Origin of the sequence: Geodermatophilus amargosae (genome assembly GCF_900116515.1) — a bacterium.
Classification (GTDB): domain Bacteria; phylum Actinomycetota; class Actinomycetes; order Mycobacteriales; family Geodermatophilaceae; genus Geodermatophilus; species Geodermatophilus amargosae.
Window position 1 is genome coordinate 68,188 of the sequence record NZ_FPBA01000019.1, and the last position, 16,005, is coordinate 84,192.

Sequence of the window (16,005 nt, forward strand, 5' to 3'; positions counted from 1 at the left end):
CCAGGTGACTCTCAGCGCCCCCCACGTGCCGCGGCCCCGAGGCGACCAGCCCGGTGAGCCCGGCGGCGCACCGGCGGGGACGAGGCTGCGGGCCATCGACACGCTGCTGGCCGACCGCGGCCAGATGTTCCGCGCCCTCTTCCTGTCCTCCCCGGTCCCCAAGGCCCTCGTCGACCTCGACGGCCACCTGCTCGTGGTCAACGACGCGCTGTGCGCGCTGTCCGGCCGCGGCATCGACGACATGGTCGGCCGGCACGTCGACCTGCTCGCCCACCCCGACGAGGCCCCGCTCCCCGAGGGGGAGACCAGCGGTGGTCCCGGCAGCGTGCCGGGGCTGGACCCGTGGCTGCGCCAGGACGGCGAGCGCCGCCTGCGCCGCGCCGACGGCAGCGAGCTGTGGGTGCAGCAGTCCCACGACGTCGTCCACCGCAGCACCGGGGAGCCACACTTCGTCGTGCTGTCGCTGGTCGACGTCACCGACCGGCGGCGGGCCGAGGAGGACCTGGTCCGCCGGGCCTTCACCGACCCGCTCACCGGGCTGCCCAACCGCCGCGCGCTCACCGACCGGCTCGCCCACGCCCTCGCGCTGTCCCGGCGCCGGGGGCTGCAGGTCGGCCTCGTGCACCTGGACCTCGACCGGTTCCAGGCGGTCAACGACACCCTCGGCACCGAGGCCGGCGACCAGCTGCTCAGCCAGGTCGCCGACCGGCTGCGCTGGAGCACCCGGGTCGAGGACACCGCCGTCCGGCTGGGCGCCGACGAGTTCCTCATCCTCGCCGAGGACGTCGAGGACCTCGACGGGCTGCGCGCGCTCGCCGACCGGCTGCTGTCGGTGCTCGACGACCCGTTCCTGCTCGGCGGCCGGGAGATCGTGCTGTCGGCGAGCGTCGGCCTGACGATGGGCTCCGACGTCGCCCCGGACGACCTGCTGCGCCAGGCGCACAGCGCGCTCACCTACGCCAAGCGGGACGGCAGCCGGGCGCGCATCGAGGTGCACGACGGCGGCCTCACCGAGGACGAGGTCGACCTGCTGCAGCTGGAGACCGACCTGCGCCGGGCACTGGACGGCAACGAGCTGCGGCTGTTCTACCAGCCGATCGTCTCCCTGGCCGACGAGACGCTGCTCGGCTACGAGGCCCTGATCCGCTGGCAGCACCCCACCCGCGGGCTGCTCCCGCCCGGCGCCTTCCTCGACGCCGCCGAGAACAACCGGCTGACCTCGCGGCTGGGCGCGTGGGTGCTCCGCCAGGCGTGCACCGACGCCGCCGGGTGGCCGGCCGGGCTGCGCGTGCACGTCAACGTCTCCGCCCGCCACCTCGCCGAGGAGGGCTTCAGCGACCTGGTCGCCGCCGCGCTGGACGAGTCGGGCCTGCCGCCCGAGCGGCTGGAGCTGGAGATCACCGAGTCGACGGCGCTGTTCGCCGCCGAGGCGACGCTGCAGGCGGTGTCGGAGGTGACCGAGCGCGGCGTGACCCTGGCGCTCGACGACTTCGGCACCGGCTACTCGGCCATCACCGCGCTGCACCGGCTGCCGATCCACACGGTCAAGATCGACCGGTCGTTCGTGGCCGACGTCGTCACCCGGCCCTCCACCGCCGCGCTCGTGCAGGGGCTGCTGAACCTCGGGCAGGGCATGGGCCTGCAGGTGATCGCCGAGGGCATCGAGGACCTCGATCAGGCCGACTGGCTGCGCCGGCACGGGTGCGCGATGGCCCAGGGCTACGCCTTCGGCCGCCCGGCCCCGCTGCCCAGCCGCGCCGAGGCACTGATGGCCGAGGTGCTCGTCGAGCAGGCCGCCGAGGAGGCCGCCGCCGTCCTCGAGGCCGTGACCGGCGAGCTCGAGGCGGTCACCGGCGGGCTGCCCCCGGTCCCGGACCCGGCCGGTGCCGACGGCGTCGACCTGTTCCTGCTCGACGACGTCGACACCCCGCCCGCCCGGCCGTTCCTCGTGGTCGTCGAGGACCACACCGACGAGCCCGACGACGACGCGGACCGGCCCCGGGCGTAGGGAAAGGCGGTCTCAGCCCCGCGCCAGCGTGAGCGGCACCGGTCGCTTGGCCGCCCGGCCGTCGCCGGAGGACCGGCCGCGCACGCGGCGGGCGACCCACGGCGCGACGAAGCCGCGCACCCAGGCGGCCTCCTCGGCCAGCGCCGCCCGCAGCGCCCGCGGCGGGGGCGGCGGCAGCGGCGTGCGCCAGTCGCCGCCGTCGGCGACGGGCACCCCCAGCGCCTCGGCCGCGGCCAGCGCGGTGCGCCGGTGCCCCTCGGCGGTGAGGTGGATGCGGTCGCTGTCCCACATCCGCCAGTCCTGCAGCCAGGCGGCACCCCACTGGTCGAGCACGACGGCGCCGTGCCGCGCGGCGATCGACCACAGCGAGGCGTTGAAGACGGCAACCCGGCCGCGGGTGCGCCGGATGATCGGCGTCTGCCGCGGGTCGACGCCGGTGGCCAGCAGCACGTCGGCGCCGTCGGCACGCAAGCCGGCCACCGCCTCCTCCAGCGCCGCGGCCAGCCGGTCGGGGTCGGCGCCGGGGCGCAGCAGGTCGTTGCCCCCGGCCACCAGGCTCACCAGGTCCGGCCGTGCGGCGCGGGCCACCGGCACCTGCTCGGCGAGGACCTGCGGCAGGAGCCGGCCGCGGATGGCCAGGTTGGCGTACTCCACGTCGGCGTCGGGCTGCGCGGCCGCAGCGGCGACGGCCAGGTGCCCGGCGAGCCGGTCGGCCCAGCCGCGGTACTCGCCGGGACGGTCGGGATCGGGGTCGCCGACCCCCTCGGTGAAGGAGTCGCCGAGGGCGACGTAGCGGCGCCAGGAACGGTTCGACGGGACGAGCACGTCCCCCACTCCAGCACGGTGGAGGGGGACACGGCGCGCCGGCCTAGCCGCGCCAGGTCTCCAGCAGCCGCAGCCAGATCTCGCTGACCGTCGGGTAGGCCGGGACCGCGTGCCACAGCCGCGCGATCGGCACCTCCCCGACGACGGCGACCGTGGCCGCGTGCAGCAGTTCGGCCACCGCGGGGCCGACGAAGGTGACGCCGAGCAGCACCTCCCGCTCGGTGTCGACGACGGCGATCGCGGTGCCCTCGTAGCCGTCGGCGAACAGCGACGCGCCCGCGACCGAGCCGATCGGGTACTCGACGACGCGGTGCGGCAGGTCCTGCTCCTGCGCCTGGGCGCTGGTCAGCCCGACGCTGGCCACCTGCGGGTCGGTGAACACGACCGACGGCGTGGCGGCGCGGTCGGCGGTGGCCGCGTGCGGCGACCAGTCGGCGCCGGAGGCCTCCTCGCCCCGCGCGCGGGCGACGATCGCCGCCGCGGCCTGGCGGGCCTGGTACTTGCCCATGTGGGTGAGCAGCCGGCGGCCGTTGACGTCGCCGACGCCGTAGAGCCACGGCAGCCCGCGCACCTGCAGCGTGTCGTCGACGTCGAGGTACTCCCCCGGCTCGAGGCCGACGGCGTCCACGCCGATGCCGGTGGTCCGCGCCCGCCGCCCGACGGCCACGAGCACCTCGTCGCCGCGGACCTCGCCCTCGGCGGTCGCGAGCACGACCTCGTCGTCCTCCCGGCGGGCGGCGCGGACCTCCGAGTCCAGCCGCACGTCGACGCCGCGGTCGCGCAGCGAGGCCAGCACGGCGTCGCCGGCCTGCGGCTCGGCGCCGGGCAGCAGCCGGTCGCCCTGCTGGAACAGCGTCACCTGCGAGCCCAGGGCGCTCCAGGCGAAGGACATCTCGCAGCCCACGTAGCCGCCGCCGATGACCAGCAGCCGGCGCGGGGCCTCCTTGGCGCTGGTGGCCTCGCGCGGGGTCCAGGGCTGCGCGCCGGGCAGGCCCTCGACCGGCGGCACGGCGGCCTCCGAGCCGGTGCAGACGGCGACCGCGTGCCGGGCGGTCAGCGTCGTCTCGCCGCCGTCGGCCCGGGTGACGACGACGGTGCGGTCGCCGGTCAGCCGCGCGGTGCCGCGGACCAGGTCGATGCCGGCGCCCTCGACCCACTGCACCTGGCTCGAGTCGTCCCAGTCGTGCGTGAAGGAGTCGCGGCGCTCGAGGGTGGCGGCGACGTCCTGCTCCCCGGTGACGGCGGCCGCGGCCCCCTTGACCGCCCTCGCCTCCTCGATGGCCTCGGTGCCGCGCAGCAGCGCCTTGCTCGGCATGCACGCGTAGTAGGAGCACTCGCCGCCCACGAGGTGCTCCTCCACCAGCACCGCGCTCAGCCCGCCCCTCACGACGACGTCGGCGACGTTCTCCCCGGTCGAGCCGGCTCCCATCACGACGACGTCGTAGGTCTTCTCGTCTGCGCTGCTCACCGGGCCATCCTCGCGGGTGTGGTCGACTGGCCGCATGCCCGTGTCCCCCGCCGACTTCAGCGCCGCGCTGCGCCAGTACGCGGCGGGGGTGGCCCTGATGACCGTGCGGGACGACATCGACGACGTCGGGACGACGGTCACCTCGGTGATGAGCGTGTCGGCCGACCCGCCGCTGGTCGCCGTCGGGCTGACCGCCGACGGCTACCCGGCCGAGGTGCTGGAGGCCGTGGGCACCTGCGGGCTGACCGTGCTGGCGGCGGGTCAGGCGATCCTCGCCAGCCGGTTCTCCTCGGCCGGGCGGCCCTCGGCGCGGCACCTGCTGGAGGCGGTGCCGTGGTCGCGGGCGCCGGGCAGCGGGGCGATCGTGCTCGACGGCGGCGTCGTCGCGCTGGACTGCCGGCTCGACCGCCTGGTCCCGGCCGGGGACCACGTGCTGGCGCTGCTCGCCGTCGAGGCGGTCCCGGTGCTGCACGACGGCGCGGCGCCCCTGCTGCGGCTGCGCGGCCGCTACGCCGACGCCCCCGGGAGCCGGTAGCACCCCGAAGGCCGTCCCTCGGCTCGCGGGGTCCGGGGTCTAGCGTCGGGGGCGATGAGCGAGCCGCAGACCCCCGTGCCGTCCGGCCTCCGCCGGGCCCTCGCCCGCGCCGAGCGGGGCGTGACCCTCGACGCCGCCGAGGCCGAGGTCCTGCTGTCGGCCCGCGGCCTCGCCGACGGTGACCCGCTGGACCGGCTGCTGACCGCCGCCTCGCGCGTCCGCGACGCCGGGCTCGCCTCGGCCGGGCGCCCGGGGATCGTCACCTATAGCCGCAAGGTCTTCATCCCGCTCACCCACCTGTGCCGCGACCGGTGCCACTACTGCACCTTCGTGACGACGCCCGGGCAGCTGCGCCGCGAGGGGAAGGCGCCGTTCCTGTCCCCCGACGAGGTGCTCGACATCGCCCGGCAGGGCGCGGCGCTGGGGTGCAAGGAGGCGCTGTTCACCCTCGGCGACCGCCCCGAGGACCGCTGGCCGGTGGCTGCCGAGTGGCTCGAGGCGCACGGGTTCGACTCCACGCTGGGCTACCTGCGCGCGATGGCGATCCGGGTGCTCGAGGAGACCGGGCTGCTGCCGCACCTCAACCCCGGGGTCATGACCTGGGAGGAGGTCCAGCGGCTCAAGCCGGTGTCGGCCTCGATGGGGATGATGCTCGAGACGACGGCGACCCGGCTGTGGTCCGAGCCCGGCGGCCCGCACTTCGGCAGCCCCGACAAGGAGCCCGCCGTCCGGCTGCGGGTGCTCGAGGACGCCGGCCGCTCGGCGGTCCCCTTCACCACCGGCGTGCTGCTGGGCATCGGCGAGACGCCGGCCGAGCGGGTCGACGCCGTCCTGCAGATCCGCGCCGCGCACCAGCGGCACGGGCACGTGCAGGAGGTCATCGTCCAGAACTTCCGGGCCAAGCCGCGTACCGCGATGGCCGCGCACGACGACCTGGCGCTGCAGGAGTACGTGGCCGCCGTCGCCGTCACCCGGCTGCTGCTCGGACCGCGGGCGCGGGTGCAGGCCCCGCCGAACCTGTCGGACTCCACCGAGCTCGGGCTGCTGCTGCGCGCCGGCGTCGACGACTGGGGCGGGGTCAGCCCGCTCACGCCCGACCACGTCAACCCCGAGCGGCCCTGGCCCCACACCGACGAGCTCGCCGCGCTGACCGCCGAGGGCGGGTTCACGCTGCGCGAGCGGCTGGCCGCCCAGCCCCGGTACGTGCTGGAGCCCGAGCCGTGGCTGGACCCGCGGGTGCGCCCGCACGTGGCCGCGCTGGCCGGGGACGACGGCCTGGCGGTCGAGGGCCGCGTGCCGGCCGGGCTGCCGTGGCAGGAGCCCGACGAGGCGTGGGTGACGTCAGGGCCGGGGTCCGGCCGCACCGACCTGCACGTCGAGGTCGACACCGTCGGGCGCACCGGCGACCGGCGCGGCGACTTCGACGCCGTCTACGGCGACTGGGCCGACCTGCGCTCGCGCACCGAGGCGGCCCGCGACGGCTCCTCCACTGCGCTGGCCGTGGGCGACCCCGAGGTGCACGCCGCGCTGCGGGTGGCCGAGCGGGACCCCGCCGGGCTGTCCGACGCGCAGTACCTGGCGCTCCTCGGTGCCGACGGCGCCGACCTCGAGGCGCTGACCGCGCTGGCCGACGCCGTCCGCCGCGACGTCAACGGCGACGACGTCACCTACGTCGTCAACCGGAACGTCAACTTCACCAACGTCTGCTACACCGGCTGCCGGTTCTGCGCCTTCGCCCAGCGGCGCACCGACGCCGACGCCTACACGCTGTCGCTGTCCGAGGTCGGCGACCGGGTGGACCGCGCGTGGGCCGCCGGCGCCACCGAGATCTGCATGCAGGGCGGCATCCACCCCGACCTGCCCGGCACCGCCTACCTCGACCTGATCGGCGAGGTGAAGCGGCGGCAGCCGGAGATCCACCTGCACGCCTTCTCGCCGATGGAGATCGTCAACGCCGCGACCCGCACCGGCCTGTCGTTCGAGGACTTCCTCGTCGCGGCCCGCGACGCCGGGCTCGACTCGGTCCCGGGCACGGCGGCGGAGATCCTCGACGACGACGTCCGCTGGGTGCTGACCAAGGGCAAGCTGCCCGCGGCGACCTGGCTGGAGATCATCGGCACCGCGCACCGCGTGGGCATCCCGACGACGTCGACGATGATGTACGGCCACGTCGACACCCCCCCGCACTGGGTGGCGCACCTGCGCACCCTCGCCCGCCAGCAGGACGAGACCGGGGGGTTCACCGAGTTCGTGCTGCTGCCGTTCGTGCACCACAACTCACCGATCTACCTGGCCGGCGTCGCCCGGCCGGGGCCGACGGTGCGGGAGAACCGGGCCGTCCACGCGGTGGCCCGGCTGCTGCTGCACGGCCGGATCCCGAACATCCAGACGTCCTGGGTCAAGCTCGCCGACGCGGGGACGAAGGCGGTGCTGCAGGGCGGGGCCAACGACCTCGGCGGCACGCTGATGGAGGAGACGATCAGCCGCATGGCCGGCAGCGAGAACGGCTCGCTGAAGACCATCGCCGAGCTCGAGGCCATGGCCGCCGCGATCGGCCGGCCCGCCCAGCAGCGCACCACCGGCTACGGCACGCCGTCCGAGGAGCGGCTGGCGACCGCCCGCTCCGACGCCGGCCGCCGCGCGCTCGACCTCTCGATCACGCCGGTCTGACCACGGCCCGGACGGGGTCGGGCCGGCCCGTTCCGGAGGACAGCGCGTGCACGTCGGACTGACCAGCCTGGTCCGACCGGACCTCGCGAGGCACGTGCCGGAGAGCCGGGCGTTCTACGCCGCTCGCGGGGAGCGGCGAGGGCCTGCGTCCCTCGAGGAGCTCCGGGAGGCGCGCGCCCGGCACGTCCCTGCTCCGCCCTCCGGGAGGGTCACCGTCGAGCAGGTCGTGGACGCATCCCGGCGGGAGGTCCCGCTGCGGATCTCCGTGCCGAGGGCCACGCCCGTGCGAGGCGTCTACCTCGACATCCCGGGTGGGGGGCTTTTACCTGGGGGCCACGGCGGGCGGGGACGCCCGCAACGCGGCGCTCGCCGAGTCGCTGGGGATCGCCGTGGTCAGCGTCGACCACCGGCTCGCGCCCGAGGACCCCTGGCCGGCCGCGCCGGACGACTGCGAGGCCGCCGCGCTCTGGCTGCTCGACCAGGCGGAGGTCCGGTTCGGCACGACCACGTCGGCCATCGGCGGCAGCTCGGCCGGGGCCACGCTGGCCATGACCACGCTGCTCCGGCTCCGGGACAGAGGCCGGGTCGATGCCCTCGCCGGCGCCGCCCTGCAGTTCGGGACCTACGACCTGAGCGGCCAGACCCCCGCGGGCCGGCTGATCGCCGACGAGTACTTCCTCGAGGCCTACGTCGGCCACCTGGCCGATCGCACCGTCCCCGACGTGTCGCCCGTCTTCGGCGACCTGCGCGGTCTACCGCCGACACTGCTGATCGTCGGGGCGTCGGACGTCCTGCTCGAGGACAACCTGGTCATGGCGGCCCGGCTCTCCGCAGCGGGAGGTGAGGTCGACCTCCGCGTCTACCCGGAGTCGCCACACGGCTTCACCGGCCACCCCACCGGCATGGCGAGGGCCGCGCTCCACGATCGGGACGCCTGGCTCGCCGAGCGCCTGGGCGATGAGATCGCCGGGCCCGCGCCGTCTACGTCTTGAGGACCGCGACGAGAGGAGCACACCGGTGTTCACCGACACGAGGGCCTACAGCGGCATCGCCGTCCGCGACCTGGCGGCGGCCCGGCAGTTCTACGGCGAGGTGCTCGGGCTGCGCACGTCCGAGGACCACGGCAACCTCTGGCTGCACCTGGCCGGCGGCCGGGACACCTTCGTCTACGAGCAGCCCACCGCCACCCCGGCCAGCTACACCGTCCTGAACTTCGAGGTGGACGACGTCGGCGCCGCGGTCGGCGAACTGACCGCGCGCGGCGTGCGCTTCCAGCGCTACGACGGGATCGAGCAGGACGAGCACGGGGTCGTGCGGGGCCAGGGCCCGGACATCGCCTGGTTCACCGACCCCTCGGGCAACGTGCTCTCGGTGATCGCCGCCGACGCGTGACCGGGCCGCGGGCGGGGTCCGACGTCCTCACCCGCGCAGCAGTCCCGCGAGGACGCCGACGTCCGGCAGGTCCAGGTGCGGGCGCACGTGGGCCGGCAGGCCGGCGTAGGACTCCGCGTGCCCGATCCCCGTGTGCACGGCCACGGCGAACGCGCCGCCGGCGCGCGCCATCGGCACCTCCAGCTCGGGGTCGTCGCCGACCACCGCCAGCTCCCCGGGGGTCAGGTCCAGCCGCCGGGCCGCCGTCTGCAGCGCGGCCGGCGATGGCTTGCCGACGACGGTCACCTCGCACCCGGTGACGTCGCGGACGACGGCGCTGATGGCCCGTGACGTCCCGAGCGACCTCCCCTCCGCCGTCGCGAAGAACAGCGACTGCGAGGCGCTGTAGAACCCCGCCCCGCCGAGGACCGCGAAGCAGGCGGCCTCCAGCGCCTCGAAGGTCAGCTCCTGCCGGTACCAGCCGGCCATCACCGCGTCGCACCGCGTCCCCGGGACCGGCGGCAGCGTCTCGATCCCCGCCGCTTCCAGAGGCTCGGTGATCCCCGGGCCGCCCAGCACCATGACCCGCCGGTGACCGGCCCCGGTGAACACGTCCACCGCGGTGGAGGCCGGCGTCAGCACCTCGTCGGCCGCGACCGGCAGGCCGATCCGCTGCAGGGCGTCCGCGCACCGTCCCGGCGTCTTCACCGTCCCGTTGGTGAAGACGCAGAACGGGAGGGACAGCTCGTGCAGCGTCCGCACCAGGTCGAGCGCTCCGGGCAGCGGGGCCAGCCCCTGGTTGTCCCGGTCGCCCAGCACCAGCGTGCCGTCCATGTCGAGGACGAAGCCGCGCACCTGCCGCAGCCGGTCGAGGGCAGCAGGATCAGGCACCGGGGCCCCCTCCGGCGGTCCGGCGGACCGACATCCGCAGGCCCGGTGTGGTGACGGCGAGGTCGTGGACGGACGTGCGCGACCCGAGTTCCCGCAGGAGCGTGAGGACCGGTGCCAGCGACGGATTGAAGTGCCGCGGCGCCGGGCCGGCCGCGAGCATGGCGTCGACCTGGTCCTCGGGCATGTGCGCGCGCAGCAGCAACTCCTCGTCGCTGATCCCCCGCCGGAACCGTCTCCGCAGCTCCGCGGGCGTCGGCGGTGGCGGCTCCGACGCGAGCTCGCGGGCCCGGGACCGGTCGAGGATGCGGTCGTGCACGGCCGGGTCGATCGGTGCGGTCGGCCGGCCGAAGCTGCCCAGCACGTACCGGATCACCTGGTCGGGCACGGTGGCGTAGCGCTCGCCGATCACGTTGAACAGCGCCTGGGACACCACCATCTGCGGGAACGGCGTGACCATGATCGGGTGTCCCAGCTCCGCCCGGACGGTGCCGACCTCCTCCACCAGCGCCTCGAACCGGTGCTCCATGCCGATCTCGCGCAGCTGCCGCCGGGTCGTGGTCATCACGCCGCCGGCGATCTGGTGGTGCAGGAACGCCGCGTCGAAGTCCTGCGGCCGGCCGGCCGGCAGCTCCTCCGCCACCGCGAGTCCGTCGAGGAGGTCGCAGACCAGGCCCAGGGCGCGGTCGTCGACGTCGACCCGGTGGCCCATCTCCCGCAGGTTGGCCACCGTCCGGCGCGCCTCGGGCAGCGACGAGCCGTTGCCCAGCGGCCCGCTGCCCACCTGGACGACCTCGACCCCCAGCTCCGGCGCGATCGAGTACGTCAGCGGTGAGAGCCCGATGGTCGCGTGCGAGTGGAGCTCCAGCGGCATCCCGTCCAGCTGCCCGACGATCGCCGGCAGCAGCGTCCGTGCCCGCTCGGCGGTGAGGATCCCGGCGGGGTCCTTCACGTACACGCGGTCGAAGTCGGGATGGGCCGCGAACTGCCTGGCCAGGTCGGCGTAGAGGGCGTCGTCGTGCACCGCGCTGACCGAGAAGACGAGCGCCCCGATCACCTCCTCGACGCCGGCCTGCTTGAGCCGGCGCGCGGTCTCCCGGGCGGCGTCCATGTCGTGCATCGGGTCGAGGACGACGACCCGGTCGATCCCGTTGACGACGAGCCGGTCGTAGACCAGCTGCATGGTCTCCGGATGGGAGTTCTGCCAGCTGATGAAGCGGAAGCCGGTGCCGATGAACTGCAGCCTCGTCGTCGGCATCGCGGCCCGGGTCAGCCGGAGCCGCTCCCACGGGTCCTCCCGGTGGGTGCGGACGGCGACGCCCATCGCCGTGCTGGAGCTGTAGTCCAGCGCCCGGAAGCCGACCCGCTCCATCAGCGGGGCGACCTGCGCGACGTGCGCCGTCCGCAGGCCGGTGGCACCCCACAGGCTCTGGTTCCCGTCGCGGAGCGACACGTCGACCAGCTGCACGTCCGCCATCAGCGCGCCCCCACCCGGTGACCGTCCAGGAACCGCTCGAAGAACGCGGTGTCCACTCCCCCGGCGGCGAACTCCGGGTCGGCCAGCAGCGCCCGGTGCACCGGCACCGTCGTCGTCACGCCCTCGATCCGCAGCAGGTCCAGGGCGGCACGGGCCCGGGCGAGGGCGTCGTCCCGGTCGGTCCCGTGCACGACCAGCTTGGCCAGCAGCGAGTCGTAGTGGGGCGGGACGACCGAGCCGCCCTGGACGTGGGTGTCCACCCGCAGGCCCTCCCCCACCGGCAGCACGACCCGGTCGACCCGGCCCGGTGAGGGGCGGAAGCCCTGCGCCCAGTCCTCGGCGTTGATCCGGCACTCCACGGCGTGCCCGGTGAGGACGACGTCCTCCTGCCGCAGCCGCAGCGGCAGGCCCTCGGCGACGGCGAGCTGCTCGGCGACCAGGTCCAGACCGGTGACCATCTCGGTGACCGGGTGCTCGACCTGGATGCGGGCGTTCATCTCCAGGAAGGAGAAGGTGCCGCGCTCGCGGTCGACGAGCAGCTCGACGGTGCCCAGGCCGCGGTAGGACAGGTGCTCGGCGAGGGCGAGGGCGGCGGCGGCCATCCCCGCACGCAGGGCGTCGGGCAGCAGCGGCGCGGGCGCCTCCTCGAACAGCTTCTGGTAGCGCCGCTGGACGGAGCAGTCACGGTCCCCGAGCGCCACGGCGCGCGAGCCGTCCCCCAGGACCTGCACCTCGACGTGGCGTCCCGACGACACGAAGCGCTCGATGTAGACCCGCGGGTCGCCGAACGCGGCAGCCGCCTCCGAGACGGCGAGGTCGAACGTGTGTGCCAGGTCCTCCGGCCCGGCGACGAGCTGCATGCCGCGGCCGCCACCCCCGCCGACGGCCTTCACGAGCAGCGGGTAGCCCAGCTCGTCGGCCACCTGCCGCGCCCCCGCGAGGTCGGCGGCCTCGCCGCCGGGGACGACGGGGAGCCCGGCGGCCACGGCGTGGGAGCGGGCGGTGAGCTTGTCCCCCACCGCCTCCAGCGACTCCGGCGCCGGCCCCACGAAGACGATCCCGGCCGCCGCGCAGGCACGGGCCAGCGACGGGTTCTCCGACAGGAAGCCGTAGCCCGGGTGCACCGCGTCCGCGTCCACCGCCTGCGCGGCCCGCACGACGGCCGCCACGTCGAGGTAGCTGCGGCCCGCGTCGGCGGGGCCGAGCCGGACCACGCGGTCGGCCAGCCGCGCGGGCAGCGACTCCACGTCGGCGTCGGAGGCGGCCAGCACGGACTCGATGCCGAGCCGTGTGCAGGTGCGGATCACCCGGGCGGCGATCTCACCCCGGTTGGCGATCAGCAGCCGGCGGATCCGCCGGGTGCCGGTCATCCCGGAGCACCGCCCGCGGCCGGCTGCACGACGAGCAGCACCGAGTCGGCAGCGGCGAACTCGCCGTCGCCCACCCGGAACTCCAGGACGGTGCCCGGGACGCCGGCGTGCACCGGCGTCATCATCTTCATGGTCTCCACGATCCCGACGACGGTCTCGGCGTCGACCCGGTCGCCGACGTCCACGAACGGCGGGGCACCCGGCTGCGGTGCGCGGTAGAAGGTGCCCAGCAGCGGGGGGTGCACCGCCACCAGCCCCTCGCCGACCTCCGCGGCGGCAGCGGGGGCCTCGACGGCGACCGCGGGTGCGACGGCCTGCTCCACGCGGGGTGCCCGCCTGACGTGCTGCTCGGCGGTCCAGCCGACGGCGCCCTCCCGGCGGACGGTGAGGGTCAGGTCGGCCAGCTCCAGGTGCAGCTCGTCCAGGCCGCTGGAGTCGAGCACCCGCAGGACGTCGCGGACGTCGTCGGGGGTCAGTTCCACCTCAGCTCACCCCTCCGACGGGCGCTTGCCGCCCAGCACGTGGAACACGTGGTCGAACGGCCGCGCGGCCGGGGCGGCCGTGCGCGCCCGGTCCTTCTCGGCCCACACCGTCTCCGGCCGGCTCTGCAGCAGGAAGACCTCCGCGCCGGCGGCGGTCTCCGCGACGGCCCACTCGACGTCCTGCGGGCAGCCGTGGTGCGCCTCGACCCTCCGCGCGATCGCCACCAGCTCGGCGATCTCGGCGTCGGAGATCGAGGGGCGGTCCTGCAGCTCGGCCGGCACGTCGGTCTCGACCACGCCGTAACCGGACGGATCGGGGCGGTGCCAGCGGGTCTTGCTGGCCACGGTCCGCCTGATCTCCCCGGTCACCTTGCTGACGACGAACGAGTCGGGCGTGACGTCCCCACCGACCACGGCCGACCCCAGGCCCCAGCTGGCGTCGATGGCGACCACCGACTTGTCGCCGGTCCTCGGGCTGCGGGTGAACAGCACGCCCGAGCTGCGGGCGTCGACCATCCGCTGGACGACGACGGCCATCCCGAGATCGGTCTCGGGGATGCCGCGGCGCAGCCGGTAGGTGACCGACTCGACGCTGTAGAGGCTCGCCCAGCAGCGGCGCACGTGCGCCAGCACCGAGTCGGCCCCGCGGACCCACAGGTAGGTGTCCTGCAGCCCCGCGAAGCTGGCCTCGGCGCTGTCCTCGCTGGTCGCGCTCGACCGGACGGCGACCGGCAGGTCGGGGCCCCCGCACTCCTCGCAGAGCGCCGCGTACGCCGCGGTGAGGGCCTCGGCCACCTCATCGGGCGGGGGCGCGGACTCCAGCACCGCGCGGATCTCCGCGGTGGCGGCGGCGAGCTCCTCGGCGTCGGCGGGGTCGAGGGCGGCGACGCGGGCGGGGATCGGCAGGCCGGCGGAGGTGAGGTGCTCGACGGTCCGCCGGAAGGCCGCCGTCGTCACCACGACACCGGTCGGCACGCGGATGCCGGCGCGCAGCAGCTCGCCGAGGCCGGCCCCCTTCCCGCCGACGGTCGGGACGTCGTCCAGGCCGACGTCGCGCAGGTGCAGGACGGAGCGGGTGGCCACGAGCGTCCCCATCAGCCCAGCACGGTGACGACGCCGCGGTCGCCGTCGACCCGGACGCGGTCCCCGGTCCGGATGCGGGCGGTGGCCATGCCGGTGCCGACGACGGCCGGCATGCCGTACTCGCGGGCCACGATCGCCGCGTGGGACATCGTGCCGCCGATGTCGGAGACGGCCGCGGCGATCTTGCCGAACACGGGGCCCCAGCTGGGGGCGGTCACCGGGCAGACGAGCACCTCGCCCTCGCGGATCTGGCCGATGTCGTTGACGTTGAGCAGCACCCGCGCGAAGCCCTCGACCACACCGGGTGAGGCCGCGTAGCCGCGCACGGTGGACTCGTCGTCGTCCGTACCGCCGAGCCAGGTCTCGACGGTCTCCTGGGTGATCCCCCAGAGCATCTTCACCGCCGGGTCGTTCAGCGCCTCGGGGACGGCACCCAGCGCCGGTGGCGCCGACCAGCCCGACAGCGCTTCGACGATCCGCTTGCGCTCGGCGACGATCGGCTGCCAGTGCCGCGCGCCGAGCTCGGTCCCGCCCGAGGCCCAGGCCAGCATGACGTCGGCGAGGGCGTCCTCGACCTCCACGTGCCGCAGGTGGAAGACGTCGTCGGCCGCCAGCAGCACGCCACGCTCGGCCAGCAGCGTCCCGAAGGCCCGGATCTTCTGGAAGAAGCGGGTCGTGAACCAGTGCTCGCAGTAGAACTTGTGCGACTCGATGTACGGGAACACCTGCCGGCACAGGCCGAGCATCTGGTCGAAGGCGGCCTTCTCGTCCTCGGAGTCCAGCAGGGCCCGGTACTCGGCGGCGATCCGGTCGCGCTCCTCGGCCAGGCGCTCGGTCGGGCGGGTGAGGTCCTCGCCGGCCGCGACCTGCTCGACGTAGCGCGGCAGGGCGGCGAAGGGCACGGTCAGGTCGTCGGCCCAGGACAGGTGGTGGTGGTAGAAGCCGTCGCCGACCGAGACGTTGAACCACGGGTCCTTGGCCGCCTCCAGCGCGGCCAGCCAGCGGGCACCGGTGTCCCCCCGCTCGCCCAGCGCCGCGAGCACCTTCGCCGGCTCCGCGCCCTCGACGAACAGGTCGGCGAGGTCGAGCTCCACGGCGAGCGCGGCGAGCTGCTTCAGCTCGTCGTCGGGCCGGTACATGGTGACGTCCATGCCGGCCACCATGCGGGCCACCATCTGGTCGCCCATCTCCGGGAACGCCTGCTTGCAGAACTCGAAGAAGACGACGTAGGCGCCGTACCCGAGCATCAGGAGCTCGGTGTGGTGGTGCCACATCTTCGAGTAGAGGTCGATGCATCGGTGGAAGTTCTCGCGGACCTGGTGGTTGGAGGCGAAGCCGCGGCCGCCCGTGACCACCTCCAGGGGGTCGAGCTCGCCGAGTACGGGCACCTCGACGGCCTCGATCTCGGCGATCAGCGCCTCGATGCGCTGCTGCCACTCGCCGTAGATGCGGTCCCAGTTGGCGTAGTAGTGCCCGGCCCGCTCCTGGAAGTGCACGAACCGCCGGCCCTGCTCGGCCTCGTCGAGCACCGGGTTGGCGGTGATGTAGACCCGCCCGTTGAGGATGCGGTACTCGATCCCCATGGTCGTCGGGAAGGAGAACAGCCGGGCGGTGTTGGCGCCGATGGCGGTGTACGGCACCTCGGAGGTGATGCCGTCGAAGGCCGGGACCACCTCCGGGAAGTGCATCGAGTTGTAGAACCAGAAGCGCTGGTCGTCCTCGGGCTGGAACCGGGAGAAGTAGGGGTACATCGCCTCCCAGCCCTCGGCCCCGGGGACGGCCTCGATCTCGGACGGCAGGGGGAACGAGCGCTCGGGCATCGCGTGCT

General features: G+C 74.9%; 13 protein-coding genes. 5 read left to right on the forward strand and 8 right to left on the reverse strand.

Translation table 11 applies throughout. From position 1 onward, the window contains the following. Positions 1 to 4 precede the first annotated feature (4 nt). Entirely contained in the window at positions 5 to 2,008 is a 2,004-nt protein-coding gene (locus tag BM414_RS20825) for a putative bifunctional diguanylate cyclase/phosphodiesterase (RefSeq protein ID WP_245784877.1), read from the forward strand. Between the two features lie 12 nt (positions 2,009 to 2,020). Here BM414_RS20825 and BM414_RS20830 read toward each other — a convergent pair whose 3' ends face one another. Together BM414_RS20830 and BM414_RS20835 are read right to left on the reverse strand one after the other, a co-directional pair. Continuing rightward, positions 2,021 to 2,833: an SGNH/GDSL hydrolase family protein gene (locus tag BM414_RS20830; RefSeq protein WP_093582566.1), complete on the reverse strand. Its 813-nt coding sequence runs from the start codon at positions 2,831 to 2,833 to the stop codon at positions 2,021 to 2,023. Positions 2,834 to 2,876: 43 nt separating this feature from the next. Continuing rightward, complete coding sequence (locus BM414_RS20835; protein ID WP_245784878.1) at positions 2,877 to 4,301, reverse strand: dihydrolipoyl dehydrogenase family protein; 1,425 nt, start codon at positions 4,299 to 4,301, stop codon at positions 2,877 to 2,879. Between the two features lie 34 nt (positions 4,302 to 4,335). Between BM414_RS20835 and BM414_RS20840 the strand changes: the two genes are divergently transcribed. The 4 genes from BM414_RS20840 (at position 4,336) to BM414_RS20855 (ending at position 8,898) form a co-directional block, all read left to right on the forward strand. Continuing rightward, the gene (locus BM414_RS20840) at positions 4,336 to 4,836 is read left to right on the forward strand and encodes a flavin reductase family protein (protein WP_093582570.1); all 501 of its coding nucleotides are present in this window, start codon (positions 4,336 to 4,338) and stop codon (positions 4,834 to 4,836) included. A 54-nt stretch (positions 4,837 to 4,890) separates the two neighbouring features. Next, entirely contained in the window at positions 4,891 to 7,506 is a 2,616-nt protein-coding gene (locus BM414_RS20845) for a bifunctional FO biosynthesis protein CofGH (protein WP_093582572.1), read from the forward strand. 311 nt (positions 7,507 to 7,817) lie between these two features. Beyond that, on the forward strand, positions 7,818 to 8,498 hold the full coding sequence (locus tag BM414_RS20850) for an alpha/beta hydrolase (RefSeq protein ID WP_217644847.1): 681 nt from the start codon (positions 7,818 to 7,820) through the stop codon (positions 8,496 to 8,498). Positions 8,499 to 8,523: 25 nt separating this feature from the next. Continuing rightward, positions 8,524 to 8,898: a VOC family protein gene (locus BM414_RS20855; RefSeq protein WP_093582574.1), complete on the forward strand. Its 375-nt coding sequence runs from the start codon at positions 8,524 to 8,526 to the stop codon at positions 8,896 to 8,898. A gap of 27 nt (positions 8,899 to 8,925) precedes the next feature. Here the strand turns inward: BM414_RS20855 and BM414_RS20860 are convergent, their stop codons facing one another. Genes BM414_RS20860 through BM414_RS20885 form a run of 6 tightly spaced genes read right to left on the reverse strand, consistent with a single transcriptional unit; the run spans position 8,926 to position 15,997 of the window. Next, positions 8,926 to 9,768, reverse strand: a complete 843-nt coding sequence (locus tag BM414_RS20860; RefSeq protein WP_093582575.1) for an HAD-IIA family hydrolase — start codon at positions 9,766 to 9,768, stop codon at positions 8,926 to 8,928. Continuing rightward, the gene (locus tag BM414_RS20865; protein WP_093582577.1) at positions 9,761 to 11,242 is read right to left on the reverse strand and encodes a biotin carboxyl carrier protein; all 1,482 of its coding nucleotides are present in this window, start codon (positions 11,240 to 11,242) and stop codon (positions 9,761 to 9,763) included. Before BM414_RS20865 ends, BM414_RS20860 begins: the two co-directional genes overlap by 8 nt. Then, positions 11,242 to 12,612, reverse strand: coding sequence for an acetyl-CoA carboxylase biotin carboxylase subunit (locus BM414_RS20870; RefSeq protein WP_093582579.1), 1,371 nt, complete (start codon positions 12,610 to 12,612; stop codon positions 11,242 to 11,244). The genes BM414_RS20865 and BM414_RS20870 overlap by 1 nt, the downstream gene beginning before the upstream one ends. Further along, complete coding sequence (locus BM414_RS20875) at positions 12,609 to 13,094, reverse strand: acetyl-CoA carboxylase biotin carboxyl carrier protein (RefSeq protein ID WP_093582581.1); 486 nt, start codon at positions 13,092 to 13,094, stop codon at positions 12,609 to 12,611. The genes BM414_RS20870 and BM414_RS20875 overlap by 4 nt, the downstream gene beginning before the upstream one ends. 6 nt (positions 13,095 to 13,100) lie before the next feature. Then, positions 13,101 to 14,189 carry a PEP/pyruvate-binding domain-containing protein gene (locus BM414_RS20880; RefSeq protein WP_093582583.1) on the reverse strand — a complete coding sequence of 363 codons (1,089 nt, stop codon included), beginning with the start codon at positions 14,187 to 14,189 and terminating at the stop codon, positions 13,101 to 13,103. Next, positions 14,189 to 15,997, reverse strand: coding sequence for a PEP-utilizing enzyme (locus tag BM414_RS20885; protein ID WP_093582585.1), 1,809 nt, complete (start codon positions 15,995 to 15,997; stop codon positions 14,189 to 14,191). The genes BM414_RS20880 and BM414_RS20885 overlap by 1 nt, the downstream gene beginning before the upstream one ends. Positions 15,998 to 16,005: the final 8 nt, after the last annotated feature.

Excerpts from the sequence above, each read along its gene's own strand:
- BM414_RS20840 (WP_093582570.1), top strand. The coding sequence starts at position 4,336 with ATGCCCGTGTCCCCCGCCGACTTCAGCGCCGCGCTGCGCCAGTACGCG.
- BM414_RS20845 (WP_093582572.1), top strand. The coding sequence starts at position 4,891 with ATGAGCGAGCCGCAGACCCCCGTGCCGTCCGGCCTCCGCCGGGCCCTC.
- BM414_RS20885 (WP_093582585.1), bottom strand. The coding sequence starts at position 15,997 with ATGCCCGAGCGCTCGTTCCCCCTGCCGTCCGAGATCGAGGCCGTCCCC.
- BM414_RS20865 (WP_093582577.1), bottom strand. The coding sequence starts at position 11,242 with ATGGCGGACGTGCAGCTGGTCGACGTGTCGCTCCGCGACGGGAACCAG.
- BM414_RS20870 (WP_093582579.1), bottom strand. The coding sequence starts at position 12,612 with ATGACCGGCACCCGGCGGATCCGCCGGCTGCTGATCGCCAACCGGGGT.
- BM414_RS20880 (WP_093582583.1), bottom strand. The coding sequence starts at position 14,189 with ATGGGGACGCTCGTGGCCACCCGCTCCGTCCTGCACCTGCGCGACGTC.